This window comes from Enterobacter cloacae (assembly GCF_011078175.1).
Lineage (GTDB): Bacteria > Pseudomonadota > Gammaproteobacteria > Enterobacterales > Enterobacteriaceae > Enterobacter > Enterobacter cloacae_Q.
Map to the genome: position 1 here is coordinate 249351 of NZ_JAALCJ010000003.1, position 16677 is coordinate 266027.

Annotated in this window: 17 protein-coding genes; 15 read left to right on the forward strand and 2 right to left on the reverse strand. The window is 57.9% G+C overall.

What is annotated here, in order from left to right; translation table 11 throughout:
- Positions 1-9 precede the first annotated feature (9 nt).
- The 7 genes from G6Q29_RS08365 to G6Q29_RS08395 all read left to right on the forward strand — a co-directional run bounded on the left by G6Q29_RS08365 (position 10) and on the right by G6Q29_RS08395 (position 6018).
- Entirely contained in the window at positions 10-462 is a 453-nt protein-coding gene (locus tag G6Q29_RS08365; RefSeq protein ID WP_165465233.1) for a MarR family winged helix-turn-helix transcriptional regulator, read from the forward strand.
- A gap of 84 nt (positions 463-546) precedes the next feature.
- Positions 547-975, forward strand: a complete 429-nt coding sequence (locus tag G6Q29_RS08370; RefSeq protein WP_003856578.1) for an organic hydroperoxide resistance protein — start codon at positions 547-549, stop codon at positions 973-975.
- 124 nt (positions 976-1099) lie between these two features.
- Complete coding sequence (gene dnaT, locus G6Q29_RS08375) at positions 1100-1645, forward strand: primosomal protein DnaT (RefSeq protein ID WP_165465234.1); 546 nt, start codon at positions 1100-1102, stop codon at positions 1643-1645.
- Positions 1642-2379, forward strand: coding sequence for a DNA replication protein DnaC (dnaC, locus tag G6Q29_RS08380; RefSeq protein WP_006810226.1), 738 nt, complete (start codon positions 1642-1644; stop codon positions 2377-2379). Before dnaT ends, dnaC begins: the two co-directional genes overlap by 4 nt.
- 84 nt (positions 2380-2463) lie before the next feature.
- Complete coding sequence (locus G6Q29_RS08385) at positions 2464-2946, forward strand: DUF2501 domain-containing protein (RefSeq protein ID WP_165465235.1); 483 nt, start codon at positions 2464-2466, stop codon at positions 2944-2946.
- A gap of 271 nt (positions 2947-3217) precedes the next feature.
- Positions 3218-5509: a phosphatidylglycerol--membrane-oligosaccharide glycerophosphotransferase gene (opgB, locus tag G6Q29_RS08390; protein WP_165465236.1), complete on the forward strand. Its 2292-nt coding sequence runs from the start codon at positions 3218-3220 to the stop codon at positions 5507-5509.
- Positions 5509-6018: a GNAT family N-acetyltransferase gene (locus G6Q29_RS08395; protein ID WP_032103061.1), complete on the forward strand. Its 510-nt coding sequence runs from the start codon at positions 5509-5511 to the stop codon at positions 6016-6018. The genes opgB and G6Q29_RS08395 overlap by 1 nt, the downstream gene beginning before the upstream one ends.
- 92 nt (positions 6019-6110) lie before the next feature.
- Here the strand turns inward: G6Q29_RS08395 and tsr are convergent, their stop codons facing one another.
- Positions 6111-7775 (reverse strand): methyl-accepting chemotaxis protein, encoded by a 1665-nt coding sequence (gene tsr / locus G6Q29_RS08400; protein ID WP_165465237.1) that lies wholly within the window; start codon positions 7773-7775, stop codon positions 6111-6113.
- Positions 7776-7858: 83 nt separating this feature from the next.
- Positions 7859-8299 (reverse strand): homoprotocatechuate degradation operon regulator HpaR, encoded by a 441-nt coding sequence (gene hpaR / locus G6Q29_RS08405; RefSeq protein WP_006810239.1) that lies wholly within the window; start codon positions 8297-8299, stop codon positions 7859-7861.
- A 269-nt stretch (positions 8300-8568) separates the two neighbouring features.
- Here hpaR and hpaG point away from each other — a divergent pair, with 269 nt between their 5' ends.
- The 8 genes from hpaG to hpaA all read left to right on the forward strand — a co-directional run bounded on the left by hpaG (position 8569) and on the right by hpaA (position 16654).
- The gene (gene hpaG / locus G6Q29_RS08410; RefSeq protein WP_165465238.1) at positions 8569-9846 is read left to right on the forward strand and encodes a 4-hydroxyphenylacetate degradation bifunctional isomerase/decarboxylase; all 1278 of its coding nucleotides are present in this window, start codon (positions 8569-8571) and stop codon (positions 9844-9846) included.
- Positions 9843-11309: a 5-carboxymethyl-2-hydroxymuconate semialdehyde dehydrogenase gene (gene hpaE, locus G6Q29_RS08415; protein WP_165465239.1), complete on the forward strand. Its 1467-nt coding sequence runs from the start codon at positions 9843-9845 to the stop codon at positions 11307-11309. The genes hpaG and hpaE overlap by 4 nt, the downstream gene beginning before the upstream one ends.
- A gap of 2 nt (positions 11310-11311) precedes the next feature.
- A complete protein-coding gene (gene hpaD, locus G6Q29_RS08420; RefSeq protein WP_165465240.1) occupies positions 11312-12163 on the forward strand; it encodes a 3,4-dihydroxyphenylacetate 2,3-dioxygenase in 852 nt (283 codons plus the stop codon).
- A gap of 9 nt (positions 12164-12172) precedes the next feature.
- The gene (locus G6Q29_RS08425; RefSeq protein ID WP_165465241.1) at positions 12173-12553 is read left to right on the forward strand and encodes a 5-carboxymethyl-2-hydroxymuconate Delta-isomerase; all 381 of its coding nucleotides are present in this window, start codon (positions 12173-12175) and stop codon (positions 12551-12553) included.
- Between the two features lie 239 nt (positions 12554-12792).
- Positions 12793-13596 carry a 2-oxo-hept-4-ene-1,7-dioate hydratase gene (gene hpaH / locus G6Q29_RS08430; RefSeq protein WP_165465242.1) on the forward strand — a complete coding sequence of 268 codons (804 nt, stop codon included), beginning with the start codon at positions 12793-12795 and terminating at the stop codon, positions 13594-13596.
- Between the two features lie 10 nt (positions 13597-13606).
- The gene (hpaI, locus tag G6Q29_RS08435) at positions 13607-14401 is read left to right on the forward strand and encodes a 4-hydroxy-2-oxoheptanedioate aldolase (RefSeq protein WP_165465243.1); all 795 of its coding nucleotides are present in this window, start codon (positions 13607-13609) and stop codon (positions 14399-14401) included.
- 21 nt (positions 14402-14422) lie between these two features.
- Positions 14423-15754, forward strand: a complete 1332-nt coding sequence (hpaX, locus tag G6Q29_RS08440) for a 4-hydroxyphenylacetate permease (RefSeq protein ID WP_165465244.1) — start codon at positions 14423-14425, stop codon at positions 15752-15754.
- 9 nt (positions 15755-15763) lie between these two features.
- The gene (hpaA, locus tag G6Q29_RS08445; protein WP_165465245.1) at positions 15764-16654 is read left to right on the forward strand and encodes a 4-hydroxyphenylacetate catabolism regulatory protein HpaA; all 891 of its coding nucleotides are present in this window, start codon (positions 15764-15766) and stop codon (positions 16652-16654) included.
- The last annotated feature ends 23 nt before the right edge of the window (positions 16655-16677 follow it).

Genomic DNA, 16677 nt, shown 5'->3' on the forward strand with positions numbered 1-16677 from the left:
ATTCATTTCATGGACGCAAAAACGAACGACACCACCAACGCGCTTCTGCTGGATAACCAGCTCTGTTTTGCCCTCTATTCGGCAAATCTGGCGCTTAACAAGCTTTACCGGCAACTGCTGGCGCCGCTTAACCTGACCTACCCGCAATACCTGGTAATGCTGGTGCTATGGGAGCAGGACGATATTACGGTGTCAGACATTGGCGAGCGGCTGTTCCTGGATTCCGCCACGCTGACCCCCCTGCTGAAACGTCTGGAAAGCGCAGGATTGATCTTTCGCCAGCGCTCCCGCCAGGATGAGCGTCAGGTCGCCGTCACCCTGAGCGATGCGGGTCGCGAACTGCAACAGCGGGCTGTAACGATCCCACACGCCGTGGGCTGTGCAGCACAATGTGATACCGACACCATGCTGGCGCTCAAGCAACAGCTGGAACTTTTGCGCCAACAGCTTCATCGCGCGTAAGACTATACTTTACGCGCCTGTTTTGAGCCAAATACATCGCGCGCTATTTAATAGCACATAAAAACACATAATGAGGAACCTGCCATGTCTTTAGAAAAAGTTGTCTACACTGCCAAAGCCAAAGCAACCGGAGGCCGTGATGGCCGCGCCACGTCCTCCGATGGCGTTCTGGATGTCAAACTGGGTGTGCCAAAAGAGATGGGCGGCATGGGTGGAGAAGTAACCAACCCTGAGCAGCTGTTCGCTGCGGGCTACTCCGCTTGCTTCCTGGGCGCAATGAAGTTCGTTGCGGCACGCGACAAATTCGCGCTGCCAAAAGACGCCTTTATTGAAGGCGAAGTAGGGATTGGTCCGCTGCCAACCGGTTTTGGTATCGAAGCGAAGCTGAACATCCACGTTGAAGGGATGGACGCAGCGGAAGCCAAAAAACTGGTGGATGCGGCGCATATCGTCTGTCCGTACTCTAACGCGACGCGCGGCAATATCGACGTGACGCTGAACATCATCGCGTAAGCAACACCTGTGATTATAGCCCCGGTAAGCGTAACGCCGCCGGGGAAATCCTCTCCTTTCCTCCCCTCTCTCTGTGCTACCATAACCCTCAATCACGCCCGTAGTAATCAGTTGAGAAAGTGTTATGTCCTCCAGAATCCTGACCACCAGCATTGCTGGCATTGATGCCTTTTTGCGCGATCCTCGCGGTGTGTTAACGCACGCCGAAGGCGGCACGCTTGCGGTATTTGCCGACAACGCCCCGGCCTTTTATGCGGTCACGCCGGAACGTCTGGCGCAGCTTCTGGAGATAGAAGCGAAGCTGGCGCGCCCGGCAAGCGATGTCATGCTGGATAATCAGTTTTTTGACGAGCCCACCAGTGCCCCGGCAGGCATCCCAATGGGAAAATTTCCCATGTACGCCGGTTGGCAGCCGGACGCCGATTTTCAACGGCAGGCGGCATTATGGGGAATAGCCCTCTCGCAGCCCCCAACGCCGGAAGAGCTGGCGGCCTTTACCGCTTACTGGCAGGCTGAAGGGAAAGTATTCCATCATGTTCAGTGGCAGCAAAAGCTCGCGCGCAGTCTGCAAATCAACCGCGCCAGCAACAACGGCCAGCCAAAACGTGATATCAATGCCTTTTCAGAACCGGATAAAAAAATTCCTGATGGATTCCGAGGTGCAAAATGAAAAACGTCGGCGACCTGATGAAACGTTTGCAGAAAATGATGCCCGCTAACGTGAAGCCCGCCTTCACTACCGGTGAAGAACTGCTGGCGTGGCAAAAAGAGCAAGGTGAAATCCGCGCGGCGGCCCTTGCCCGCGAGAACCGCGCGATGAAAATGCAGCGCACCTTTAACCGCTCGGGCATTCGCCCTTTGCACCAGAACTGCTCCTTCGAGAATTATAAGGTCGAGTCACAGGGGCAGATGAACGCCCTCAACCAGGCGCGCCAGTATGTGGATGAATTTGACGGCAATATCGCCAGCTTCATCTTTAGCGGAAAACCCGGCACGGGGAAAAATCACCTTGCGGCCGCTATCTGCAACGAGCTGCTGCTGCGCGGGAAGTCAGTGCTGATTATCACCGTGGCCGATATTATGTCCGCCATGAAGGACACCTTCAGCAACCGCGAAACCAGCGAAGAACAGCTGCTGAATGATTTGAGTAACGTGGATTTACTGGTCATCGACGAGATCGGCGTCCAGACGGAATCCCGCTACGAGAAAGTGATCATCAACCAGATTGTCGATCGTCGTTCGTCATCAAAACGCCCAACCGGTATGCTGACGAACCACAATATCGACGAGATGACCCGACTTCTTGGCGAGCGGGTTATGGATCGCATGAAGCTGGGTAATAGCCTGTACGTCATCTTTGACTGGGATAGCTACCGCAGCCGCGTCACCGGCAAAGAGTATTAAGATATTTCCAGGGAGCGCCGGAAGAGCAGAGGTATATACTGAACCCACTTCCGGCCCAAAACGGACCTTGTTGAGTAAATCATTATGAAAAAACAGTTTCTTATCAGCATCCTAACTGGCGCTCTGCTGGTGACTGGCGCAGCGCAGGCCGCATCATGGCAGGAGTCGCTATCCAGCGCAGCAAGTGAATTGACCAAAGAGAGCGGCACTTCCCAGGGCGGGCTGTCAGCCTCGTCCCTCACCGGCCTGCTGGGTAACAGCTCCCAAAGCCTGAGCGCCGGAACGATGAATAACGCGGCGGGTATTCTGGAATACTGTGCGAAGCAGAAACTGGCTTCCGTCACCGATACCGAAAACATCAAGAATCAGGTGCTGGGTAAACTGGGTCTGGACACCCAGGAGCAGAAGGCGGATACCAACTATATGGACGGTATCCAGGGCCTGCTGAATGCGCAAAATGGCCAGCAGCTGAACCTCAGCACCCTTGGAAATTCAACGCTGGCAAAACAGGTGAAAACTAAAGCCTGCGATCTGGTGTTGAAACAAGGCGTTAATTTCCTCTCCTGATCGTCCCCCATTTTCTGCCACAACACGCCGGGTTTATTACGTTAGGCTTACACCGCGGCGTGAAGTGCGTTTTTTTACCCCTTGTCACCACCTCAGCGTCCGTATGCCACGATGCGACCTTATGCAAAAATCCGATTTTATAAACCAAATCCTAACAACAGCACACTTTCGTGACACTAAAATTGCAGCTAAGCGACATCGCAATTACATTGTATTACCCAAAAAATAAGCAATTAGCCGGCTAAGCGTCCGGTATGATGAGGATCTGCTGTTGTCAGAGTTAATGTCCCTTGTCCTTTTCCTGGCTTCTATCGGCGTTTATGCCTGGAAAGCCGGTCGTCACACCTGGTGGTTTGTGGCCACCCTGGTGGTGCTCGGCATTTTTATCGTTTTAAACATTACCTTATATGCCAGCGATTACTTTACCGGCGACGGTATTAACGACGCGGTGCTCTACACCCTGACCAACAGCCTGACCGGCGCTGGCGTGGGTAAGTACATCCTTCCGGGTCTGGGGCTGGTGGTCGCACTGGTTGGCATCTTCGCCGCGCTGGCCTGGGTTTTGCGCCGTCGCCGTCACCGACCACACCATCATGGCTACAGCCTGCTGGCACTGTGCCTGGCGCTGGCCTCAGTGGACGCCAGCCCGGCATTCCATCAAATTACCGAGCTGGTAAAATCCCAGTCGCGCGATGGCGATCCGGACTTCGTGGCCTATTACAAAGAGCCGGCGAAAAAAATCGACACACCCAAACTCAACCTGGTCTACATCTATGGTGAAAGCCTGGAGCGCACCTACTTTGACAACGAGGCGTTCCCGAACCTGACGCCGGAGCTTGGCGCGCTGAAAAACCAGGGGCTCGACTTCAGCCACACCATGCAGTTGCCCGGCACGGATTACACCATCGCCGGGATGGTGGCCTCCCAGTGCGGTATTCCCCTGTTCGCCCCGTTTGAAGGCAACGCCTCCGCCTCGATGTCGAGCTTCTTCCCGCAGAACATTTGCCTCGGCGATATCCTGAAAAACTCGGGCTATGAAAACTACTTCATGCAGGGCGCTAACCTGCGCTTCGCCGGGAAAGATGTGTTCCTGAAATCCCACGGTTTCGATCACCTGTATGGTTCCGAAGAGCTCAAAACCACCGTCGCCGATCCGGCTTACCGCAATGACTGGGGCTTTTACGACGACACCGTTCTGGATGAAACCTGGAAGAAATTCGAAGAACTTTCTCGTGCCGGTAAGCGCTTCTCGTTATTTGCGCTGACCGTCGATACCCACCATCCGGATGGTTTCGTTTCGCGCACCTGTAAACGTCAGCGCTACGACATTGACGGTAAAAACAACAAGTCGTTCAGCGCCGTGACCTGTAGCCAGGAGCATATCGCGGCGTTAATAGAGAAAATCAAAGCGTCTCCGTATTTTAAAAATACGGTCATCGTCGTCTCATCTGACCATCTGGCGATGAAAAACAGCGCCTGGGATGAGCTGAGTAAGCAGGATCGCAGCAACCTGTTCTTTGTCCTCCGCGGCGATAAACCGCAGCAGGAGGTCATTGCCGCTAAGCGTAACTCGATGGATAACGGCGCGACCGTGCTGGATATTCTGGGCGGTGATAACTTTATTGGCCTGGGCCGCAGCACGCTGTCGGGCCAGTCCCTGTCGGAAATCTTCCTCAACATGAAGGAAAAAATCCTCGCCTGGAAGCCGGATATCATTCGTCTTTGGAACTTCCCGAAAGAGATTAAAGATTTCACCATCGATCAGGATAAAAAAATGATCGCGTTCTCCGGCAGCCATTTCCGCCTGCCCTTGCTGCTGCGCGTGTTGGATAACCGCGTCGAGCCGCTGCCGGAAAGCGAATACTCCGCGCCACTGCGCTTCCAGCTGGCGGAATTTGCCCCGCGCGATAATTTCGTCTGGGTCGACAAATGCTACAAAATGGGCCAGCTCTGGTCGCAACAGCTGTCGCTGTCTACCGACTGGTGCGTCTCTCAGGGGCAACTCGGCGGTGAACAGACCGTGCAACACGTTGACAAACCGCAGTGGCAGGGAAAAACCGCGTTTAAAGATACGGTGATTGATACCGCACGCTATCAGCGCAACGTTGACCTGCTGAAAATCGTCGACAACGACATTCGTTATAAAGCAGACAGCTTCATTTTTAACGTTGCCGGCGCGCCGGAAGAGGTGAAGCAGTTCAGCGGTATTTCACGGCCGGAATCCTGGGGGCGCTGGTCTAACGCCCAGTTGGGCGATGAGGTGAAAATTGAGTATACCCATCCGCTGCCGGAGAAATTCGATCTGGTGATCACCGCCCGGGCATTTGGTCCCAACGCAAACCGTCCTATACCGGTACGCGTCGGCGATAAAGAACAGACGCTGACGCTGAGCAATAACGTCACCACCAGCACGCTGCACTTCGATAACCCAACGCGTAGCAATACGCTGGTCATTGTGCCGCCCGATCCGCAGTCCACTAACGAAGGGAATATTCTCGGTCACTCTCCGCGCAAGCTGGGGATCGGCATGGTGGAGATTAAAATTGTGAGTAGCGCTGGCTGATGACGGCGTTCACCCTTCGCCCGACGCGCATCGACGACGTCGCTGCCCTGCCCGCCATTGAACGCGCGGCGGGGCAACGGTTTCGCGACGTTCCTGAACTGGCCTGGCTGGCAGACAATGAGGTTATTTCCGTTGAAGATCACCTCGGTTACGCCGGACGCGGATTAAGCTGGCTGGCGCTGGCTGACGACCGGCCCGTGGGCTTTATTCTCGCCGAAGCTCATCCATCGTCGCTGTTTATTGTGGAACTGTCGGTTCACCTGGACTGGCAGGGACGAGGTCTCGGACGCCAGTTAATCGCCCGTGCCGCCGCGCATGCCCGCAGTCTCGGCCTGAACTCGCTGACGTTAACAACGTTTCGTGATGTCCCCTGGAATGCGCCCTTCTACAGGCGATTAGGGTTTGAAATGATGACGACGCTGACGCCGGAACTGCGTCAGAAACGCGAGGAAGAGACGGCGCACGGTTTAGCGTATGGTTCCCGCTGCGCCATGCGCCTGCCTCTGTAAAATCGCCCGGTGGCGCTGCGCTTTCCGGGCCTACAAAACCCAGAGCCGTAGGCCGGGTAAGGCGAAGCCGCCACCCGGCACAACACGCACGATTAGAAGGTTTCCCAATTATCACCCGCATCAGCGGTTGCCGCTTTACGCGCCACTACCGGTGCAGCAACGCTTTTCGCGGAGGCAAACTCGCGCGCCTTCATCTGCTCCTGCTGAATACGGAACACCGCAACGGCCTGCGTCAGACGGCTCGCCTGCTCTTCCAGTGCCGCCGCCGCAGCAGCAGATTCTTCCACCAGCGAGGCGTTCTGCTGGGTCACGCGATCCATCTCCGCTACCGCCAGCCCAACCTGGTCGATACCGCGGCTCTGCTCGTCAGACGCAGATGCAATCTCGCCCATGATGTCCGTTACGCGGGTAACCGCATTCACGATCTCACCCATGGTTTCACCGGCGCTTTCCACCAGCGTTGAACCGACTTCCACACGGCCAACGGAGTCTTCAATCAGGCTCTTGATCTCGCGCGCCGCCTGGGCGCTGCGCTGCGCCAGGTTACGTACTTCACCTGCCACCACCGCAAAGCCGCGGCCCTGCTCACCCGCACGCGCCGCTTCTACCGCTGCGTTCAGTGCCAGGATATTGGTCTGGAAGGCAATACCGTCGATAACGCTGATAATATCAGCGATTTTTTGCGAACTCCCCGCGATGTCACGCATGGTCTGCACCACGTTATCCACCACTTTACCGCCTTTCTGCGCGGTTTCGGATGCGCTCAGGGCCAGATTACTCGCCTGACGTGCATTCTCGGCGTTCTGCTTCACGGTGGCAGTCAGCTGTTCCATGCTGGCGGCGGTCTCTTCAAGAGAAGCAGCCTGCTGTTCGGTACGGGATGAGAGATCGTTATTACCCATCGAGATTTCGCTCGCACCGCTGTAGATGGCGTTCGCACCGTTACGCACGTCACCCACGGTACGCACCAGCTCGCCCTGCATGTGGCGCAGGGAGTCGGCCAGCTCGCCCATCTCGTTGGAGCCTTCCACGTCGATGCGCTTCACCAGGTCGCCGCTGGCGATATGACGAATGCTGTCAATCAGACGGTTCATCGGTGAAATCAGCGCCTGACGAATGCCCAGCCAGACGGCCACAATCACCACCAGCACAGCAGCCAGCACGCTAATCAGCACCCAGATCGCCTGACGGTAAGAGCTGTTGCTGTCTTCAACCGCGGTCTGATACAGCGCGTCGTTCTGTTGCAGGTAGTTGACGTACTGCTTCTCAAAGCCATCCTGATAGCTCTGGGTCGGCTGGTCGAAGAACTCATTGATTTTGCCGGCCCCCAGCAGCTGGATCAGCTCAGCCAGCGCGCCATGGTAGATATCGTAATTACGTTTGATTTCCAGTGCCGCAGCGTCGCTCTGACGCGGATCGCGCGGCAGCGCTTCGTAATCCGCCCAGTTTTTTTCCGCCTGTTTCAAAGACGCAGACGCAATCTGCATCAGCTCGGAGACGGTTGAGCCGCTGCCGATATTGTTCTGATCCATCATGTAGCGGATACCCGCGCGGTTCAGGGTGTTACGGGTTTGCAGCAGCGCCACCCAGCTACCGTTCAGGGTGGATTGTTGCTGGCGAATGGTTTGCAGGATGGTGAAATTCTCTTTGTCATGCTTCAGGGCATTGAAGAAAAGACCACCGGATGTAAGTTGTAAAAGGCCAAATATCGCTAAAACCAGCATTAGACTGGTGACAATCTTGATACGATTTAACATGTTTTCTCTTTCCTCAGACAGATACAGAATTTTCGGCCTGGAAAGGGAAAACTTTACGAAAATCATCCTGGAATTTAGGGTTTTTACTCTTCGTCCCGCGCGGCAATATGTCGGTTTCCGAGTTCAATAAACTCTTCCAGCAGCGCCGTGAGCTGCTTCATCTTCTCCGGCGTATATTCCGCCTCAATTTGCTGGTACGCCTCTTCAACCTGAGCCTGAGCACGCTGGTACAGCGCGTTGCCTTCTTTCGTCAGCGATACGTACAGCTTGCGCTGGTCGTTCACCGGCTTTAAGCGCAGCACCAGACCATCGCGCTCCATCCGCGTCAAAATACCGGTCAGGCTTGGGCGTAAAATGCAGGTGCGAAACGCCAGATCGTGAAAATCCATAGAAGGATGCTCGGCCAGCACGCGGACGATACGCCACTGCTGCTCGGTCAGATTATGCCGCTTCACTATCGGGCGGAAGTAACCCATCGCCGCTTCCCGCGCCTGCAACAGCGCGATGGTTAATGAATCATGCATCACCTTCTCCTTACATCATTAACAAGTAAACAATCCCAAAAAGATGCTTTTATAAACAACCCGCTTTAACCTGAAAAGTCTAGCAGAAACAATGTTATTTTTATAATCATATGATTTAAATACAAATTACATTAACCATGTAAATTTATTGTTACTCATATCACAAATTATTCACTTCTGATTGCGAAACAAACAGCAAAAGCATAAAACCAGATCATTAACATATTAATGAAACCAAAACCCGGACTGCCGGGGTGAGGAGCAGGTGAATGAAAGGTACCGTTTTTGCCGTGGCGCTAAACCACCAAAGCCAGCGCACAGCCTGGGCTGAGGCGTTTGAAAAGGCCCCCTACAACACGCCGCCGAAAACGGCAGTGTGGTTCATCAAACCGCATAACACCGTGATCCGCACAGGCGATCCGATTCCCTTCCCGCAGGGGGAAACGGTGTTAAGCGGCGCAACGGTGGCGCTGGTGGTAGGCAAAACCGCCAGCAAGGTTCGCGTGGAGGACGCCGCAGCGTATATTGCCGGATATGCGCTGGCCAACGAGGTGAGCCTGCCGGAAGAGAGCTTCTACCGCCCGGCGATCAAGGCGAAATGCCGGGACGGATTCTGCCCGCTGGGCGAGCTGGTCAAGGTGGATAACGTGGATAACCTGACCCTCATCACCGAGATTAACGGTCGCGAAGCGGACCACTGGAACACCGCCGATCTACAGCGTAACGCTGCCGAACTGCTGAGCGCCCTGAGCGAGTTCGCGACCCTCAATCCCGGCGATGCGATATTGCTCGGCACCCAGCACAGCCGCGTCGAGCTCCGCCCTGGAGACCGGGTACGCATTCTGGCAAAAGGGTTTCCGCCGCTGGAAAATCCGGTGGTGGATGAACGCGACATCGCTATCGCTCACCGCACGCCGCCGCACGCCACGCTGTTCGCCCTCGGCCTGAACTACGCCGACCACGCCAGCGAGCTGGACTTCAAGCCGCCCACCGAGCCGCTGGTGTTTATCAAAGCGCCGAACACCTTTAATGGCGACAACCAGACCTCGGTGCGCCCAAACAACATTGAATACATGCACTACGAAGCGGAGCTGGTGGTGGTCATCGGTAAAACCGCGCGTAAGGTCAGCGAAGCCGAGGCGATGGACTATGTTGCGGGCTACACGGTGTGCAACGACTATGCTATCCGCGACTATCTCGAAAACTACTATCGCCCGAACCTGCGGGTGAAAAGCCGCGACGGACTGACTCCCATCAGCCCGAACGTGGTGCCAAAAGCAGCCATCCCCGATCCGCACAACCTTCGTCTTCGCACCTACGTCAACGGTGAACTGCGTCAGGAAGGCACCACGGCAGACCTGATCTTCAGCATCCCCTACCTGATTGCGTATCTGAGCGATTTTATGACCCTGCAACCGGGCGACATGATTGCCACCGGCACGCCGAAGGGACTGTCCGACGTGGTACCGGGCGATGAGGTGGTGGTGGAAGTGGAAGGCGTGGGACGCCTGGTAAACCGAATTGTCAGTGAGGAGACAGCAAAATGAAAAAGATTAACCACTGGATCAACGGGAAAAACGTCGCCGGAAGTGAGTACTTCCACACCACTAACCCAGCCTCCGGCGAGGTGCTGGCAGAAGTGGCCTCCGGCGGCGAAGCCGAAATCCATCAGGCCGTTGCCGCCGCGAAAGAGGCGTTTCCGAAATGGGCCAATCTGCCGATGAAAGAGCGCGCGCGCCTGATGCGTCGCCTGGGCGATCTGATTGACCAGAACGTGCCGGACATTGCCGCGATGGAAACCGCCGACACCGGCCTGCCGATCCACCAGACCAAAAACGTGCTCATTCCGCGCGCCTCGCACAACTTTGAGTTCTTCGCCGAGGTATGCCAGCAGATGAACGGCAAAACCTACCCGGTTGACGACAAAATGCTCAACTACACCCTGGTGCAGCCGGTGGGCGTCTGCGCGCTGGTGTCGCCGTGGAACGTACCGTTTATGACCGCCACCTGGAAGGTTGCGCCGTGCCTCGCGCTGGGTAACACCGCGGTGCTGAAGATGTCTGAACTCTCCCCGCTGACCGCCGATCGTCTGGGCGAGCTGGCGCTGGAGGCGGGCATTCCGGCGGGCGTGCTGAACGTGGTGCAGGGCTACGGCGCGACGGCAGGCGATGCGCTGGTGCGCCATCACGACGTGCGCGCCGTCTCCTTTACCGGCGGCACGGCCACCGGGCGAAATATTATGAAAAACGCCGGGCTGAAGAAGTATTCCATGGAGCTGGGCGGCAAATCCCCGGTGCTGATTTTCGAAGACGCGGACATCGAGCGCGCGCTTGATGCCGCTCTGTTCACCATCTTCTCCATCAACGGCGAGCGCTGCACCGCCGGCTCGCGCATCTTCATTCAGCAGAGCATCTACCCGGAGTTCGTCAAACGCTTTGCCGAACGCGCCAACCGCCTGCGCGTGGGCGACCCGACCGATCCGACCACCCAGATTGGCGCGCTCATCAGCCAGCAACACTGGGAGAAAGTCTCCGGCTATATCCGTCTCGGCATTGAAGAAGGCGCGACCCTGCTGGCGGGCGGCCCGGACAAACCGACCGATCTGCCTGCGCATCTGAAGGGCGGCAACTTCCTGCGCCCGACCGTGCTGGCGGATGTCGATAACCGCATGCGCGTGGCGCAGGAGGAGATCTTCGGGCCGGTGGCCTGCCTGCTGCCGTTTAAGGATGAAGCGGAAGGCCTGCGCCTGGCGAACGACGTGGAGTACGGCCTGGCGTCGTATATCTGGACCCAGGACGTCAACAAAGTGCTGCGCCTGGCGCGCAACATCGAAGCGGGCATGGTGTTCGTCAACACCCAGAACGTGCGCGACCTGCGCCAGCCGTTTGGCGGCGTGAAGGCCTCCGGCACCGGGCGCGAGGGCGGCGAGTACAGCTTTGAGGTGTTCGCGGAGATGAAGAACGTCTGCATCTCCATGGGCGACCATCCGATTCCAAAATGGGGGATCTGATCATGGGTACATTAGCGTTAGCAGCAAAAATCACCCACGTCCCGTCAATGTATCTCTCCGAGCTGCCGGGGAAAAACCACGGCTGCCGTCAGGGCGCCATCGACGGGCACAAAGAGATCGGCAAGCGCTGCCGCGAGCTGGGCGTGGATACCATCATCGTCTTCGATACCCACTGGCTGGTGAACAGCGCCTATCACATCAACTGCGCGGACCATTTTTCAGGCGTCTACACCAGCAACGAGCTGCCGCACTTTATCCGCGACATGACCTACGACTACGACGGCAACCCGGCGCTCGGCCATCTGATTGCCGACGAGGCGGTGAAGCTTGGCGTGCGCGCCAAAGCGCACAACATCCCGAGCCTCAAGCTGGAGTACGGCACGCTGGTGCCGATGCGCTACATGAACCCGGATAAGCACTTCAAAGTGGTCTCCATCTCGGCGTTCTGCACCGTTCACGACTTTGCCGACAGCCGCAAACTTGGTGAGGCCATCGTCAGCGCCATCAAGAAATACGACGGCACCGTGGCGGTGCTTGCCAGCGGCTCGCTGTCGCACCGCTTTATCGACGACCAGCGCGCGGAGGAAGGGATGAACAGCTACACCCGCGAGTTCGACCGTCAGATGGACGAGCGCGTGGTGAAGCTATGGCGCGAAGGCCAGTTTAAGGAGTTTTGCAGCATGCTGCCGGAGTACGCCGACTACTGCTACGGCGAGGGCAACATGCACGACACGGTGATGCTGCTGGGCATGCTCGGCTGGGACAAATACGACGGTAAGGTGGAGTTTCTCACCGAGCTGTTCGCCAGCTCCGGCACCGGCCAGGTTAACGCCGTTTTCCCCCTGCCCGCGTGAGGAGCCACCATGCCGCACTTTATTGCTGAATGTACCGACAACATCCGCGAGCAGGCCGACCTGCCTGGATTGTTCGCCAAAGTGAACGAGGCGCTGGCCGCCACGGGCATCTTCCCGATTGGCGGCATCCGCAGCCGCGCCCACTGGCTGGATACCTGGCAGATGGCCGACGGTAAGCACGATTACGCCTTTGTGCATATGACGCTGAAGATTGGTTCCGGGCGCAGCCTGGAGAGCCGGGAAGCCGTGGGGGAGATGCTGTTTGGGCTTATCAAAGCGCACTTCGCGGAGCTAATGGCAAACCGCTATCTGGCGCTGTCGTTTGAGCTCGACGAGCTGCATCCGACGCTCAACTACAAGCAAAACAACGTGCACGCATTGTTTAAATAGCGCGCGGATCGGTCCCCTCTCCCTCTGGGAGAGGGTCAGGGTGAGGGGAAATCGCTGCGGCCTGATGCCCTCACCCCAGCCCTCTCCCACGGGGAGAGGGAGAAAACCACATCGCGCTCGGTCTGTCCCCTCTCCCTTTGGGAGAGGGTTAGGGTGAGGGGAAATCGCTGCGGCCTGATGCCCTCACCCCGCCCCTCTCCCACGGGGAGAGGGAGAAAACACTACAACAGGATATCGCCATGCTCGACAAACACACCCACACCCTGATCGCCCACCGTCTGCATCAGGCGGAACAAACCCGAGAGCAGATCCGCGCGATCTCGCTGGACTACCCGGAGATCACCATTGACGACGCCTACGCCGTCCAGCGCGAATGGGTCAGCCTGAAGATCGCCGAAGGCCGCGTGCTGAAAGGCCATAAGATCGGCCTGACCTCCAAAGCAATGCAGGCCAGCTCGCAGATCAGCGAACCGGACTACGGCGCGCTGCTGGACGATATGTTCTTCCACGACGGCAGCGACATCCCCGCGGATCGCTTTATCGTCCCGCGCATCGAAGTGGAGCTGGCGTTCGTGCTGGCAAAACCGCTGCGCGGCCCGAACTGCACGATCTTCGACGTCTATAACGCCACGGATTACGTTATTCCCGCGCTGGAGCTGATCGACGCCCGCTGCCACAACGTTGACCCGGAAACCCAGCGCCCGCGCAAGGTATTCGACACCATCTCCGATAACGCTGCCAACGCGGGGGTGATCCTCGGCGGCCGCCCGATTAAGCCCGACGAGCTGGATCTGCGCTGGATCTCCGCCCTGCTCTACCGCAACGGCGTGATCGAAGAGACCGGCGTTGCCGCTGGCGTGCTTAACCACCCGGCGAACGGCGTGGCGTGGCTGGCGAACAAGCTGGCGCCGTACGACGTGCAGCTGGAGCCGGGGCAGATCATTCTCGGCGGCTCGTTTACCCGCCCGGTGCCCGCCAGCAGAGGCGACACTTTCCACGTTGACTACGGCAACATGGGCTCCATCAGCTGCCGCTTTGTGTAAGGAGACCATCATGCAAAATGCATTCAAAGCGGCGCTGAAAGCGGGCCGTCCGCAAATCGGCTTATGGCTGGGGCTGACCAGCAGCTACAGCGCCGAACTGCTGGCCGGTGCAGGCTTCGACTGGCTGCTGATCGACGGCGAACACGCGCCGAACAGCGTGCAGACCGTCTTAACCCAATTGCAGGCCATCGCCCCTTATCCCAGCCAGCCGGTGGTGCGCCCGTCGTGGAACGATCCGGTGCAGATCAAACAGCTGCTGGACGTCGGCGCACAAACCCTGCTGGTGCCGATGGTGCAAAACGCCGAAGAAGCGCGGCTGGCGGTACGTGCCACCCGTTACCCACCGGCGGGCATTCGCGGCGTCGGCAGCGCGCTGGCAAGAGCGTCGCGCTGGAACCGCATTCCTGACTATTTGCAGCAGGCTAACGACGCCATGTGCGTACTGGTGCAAATCGAAACCCGTGAGGCGCTGAAAAACCTGCCGCAAATCCTCGACGTGGAAGGCGTTGACGGCGTGTTTATCGGCCCGGCCGATCTCAGCGCCGACATGGGCTTTGCCGGCAACCCGCAGCACCCGGAGGTGCAGGCCGCTATTGAACAGGCTATCGCGCAGATCCTCCGCGCGGGCAAAGCGCCCGGCATCCTGATGGCGAATGAGCAGCTGGCAAAACGCTATCTCAGCCTCGGCGCGCTTTTTGTCGCGGTCGGCGTGGATACCACCCTGCTCGCCCGCGGTGCGGAAGCGCTGGCGGCCCGCTTTACCGACGTCACCACAGCAGTTGATAACAATAAATCCGTCTACTAAACGTAAGATCTGGAGCGCAGCATGACGACCTCAAAAGCACTAGAACATCGCGTAATCAACAAGCTGTTCCGTCGTTTGATCGTGTTTCTGTTTATCCTGTTTGTTTTCTCGTTTCTCGACCGTATCAACATCGGCTTTGCCGGTCTGACGATGGGTAAAGATCTGGGCCTCACCTCCACCATGTTTGGCCTGGCCGCAACCCTGTTTTACGTCACCTATGTACTGTGCGGGATCCCAAGCAACATCATGCTGGCGAAGATCGGCGCCCGCCGCTGGATCGCCGGGATCATGGTGGTGTGGGGCATCGCCTCTACCTGCACCATGTTCGCTACCAGCCCGGAAACGCTTTATGTGCTGCGTATGCTGGTGGGCATCGCCGAAGCCGGTTTCCTGCCGGGGATCCTGGTCTATCTCACCTGGTGGTTCCCCGCTTATCACCGCGCCCGCGCTAACGCGCTGTTTATGATCGCCATGCCGGTCACCATGATGCTCGGTTCAATCCTCTCCGGATACATTCTGGCGATGGACGGGCTGTGGAACCTGAAAGGCTGGCAGTGGCTGTTTTTGCTTGAAGGGTTGCCGTCGGTAGTGCTTGGCGTAGTGACCTGGTTTTACCTTAACGACACGCCGGACCAGGCTACCTGGCTGGATGATGACGAGAAGCAGGCGCTGAAAACCATGATCGCCCGCGAGCAGGAAATGGCCATTGCGCACGCCGCCACGCCGCGATCGACGCTGCGCGAAGTGCTGACGCCCGCCGTCCTGCTCTACACGCTGGCCTACTTCTGCCTGACAAATACGCTAAGTGCGATCAACATCTGGACGCCGCAGATCCTGCAAAGCTTCAACACCGGCAGCAGCAATATCGTGATTGGCCTGCTGGCGGCGATCCCGCAGTTTTGCACCATACTCGGGATGATCTGGTGGAGCCGCCGCTCCGACAGGATGAAAGAGCGAAAAAAGCACACCATTCTGCCATATCTGTTTGCGGCAGCGGGATGGATGCTGGCGTCGGCGACCGATCACAGCCTGATCCAGCTGCTTGGCATCATCATGGCCTCAACCGGATCGTTTACCGCCATGGCGATATTCTGGACCACGCCGGATCAGGTGATTAGCCTGCAATCCCGCGCGGTGGCGCTGGCGGTGATCAACGCCATCGGTAACGTCGGGTCTGCCGTCAGCCCGCTGCTGATTGGTATTCTGCGCGACGCGACCGGCAGCTTCAGCTCGGGATTGTGGTTCGTGGCGGGTCTGCTGGTGGTCGGCGCGCTGGTGCTCACGCGCATCCCGATGACGCGACAGGAGAGCCTGGAGCGCGAGCCGGACATCGCGGCGCAGAAGATCCACTGAGGAGCCGCTATGTGCCAGAGCCCCATCACCAACATCGACATCAGTAAAGATTACGATGAAAGTCTGGGCACCGACGACGTGCACTACCAGTCGTTTGCCCGCATGGCGGCCTTTTTTGGCCGCGACATGCAGGCGCACCGTCACGACCAGTATTTTCAGATGCATTTTCTCGACACCGGGCAGATTGAGCTCCAGCTCGACGACCACCGCTACTCGGTGCAGGCACCGCTGTTCGTCCTGACGCCGCCATCGGTGCCGCACGCGTTTATCACCGAATCCGACAGCGACGGCCACGTGCTGACGGTACGCGAGGATCTCATCTGGCCACTGTTAGAAGTACTCTACCCCGGCACGCGGGAAGCGTTCGGCCTGCCGGGGATCTGCCTGTCGCTTGCCGACAGGCCTGACGAGCTGGCGGCGCTGAAGCACTACTGGCAGCTCATTGCCCGGGAATCCACGGACCAGCTGCCGGGCCGTGAGCATACGCTGGTCCTTCTGGCGCAGGCGGTGTTTACCCTGCTGTTGCGTAACGCGAAGCTCGACGACCACGCTTCAGGCGGTATGCGCGGCGAGCTGAAGCTGTTCCAGCGCTTTAATCAACTGATAGATGCTCATTACCATGAGCACTGGACGGTGCCGGAATACGCCAGCGAACTGCACCTCACCGAATCTCGCCTGACGGACATCTGCCGCCGCTTCGCCAACCGCTCGCCGAAACGGCTGATCTTCGACAGACAGCTGCGGGAGGCCAGACGGCTGCTGCTGTTTTCCGACAGTGCGGTCAGCGAGATTGCCTGGCAACTGGGGTTTAAAGATCCGGCCTATTTCGCCCGGTTTTTCAATCGCCTGACGGGGTGCTCACCCAGCGCGTACCGGGCGCAGAAAGTACCGGTGTCGTAATTTCCCCTCACCCTAACCCTCTC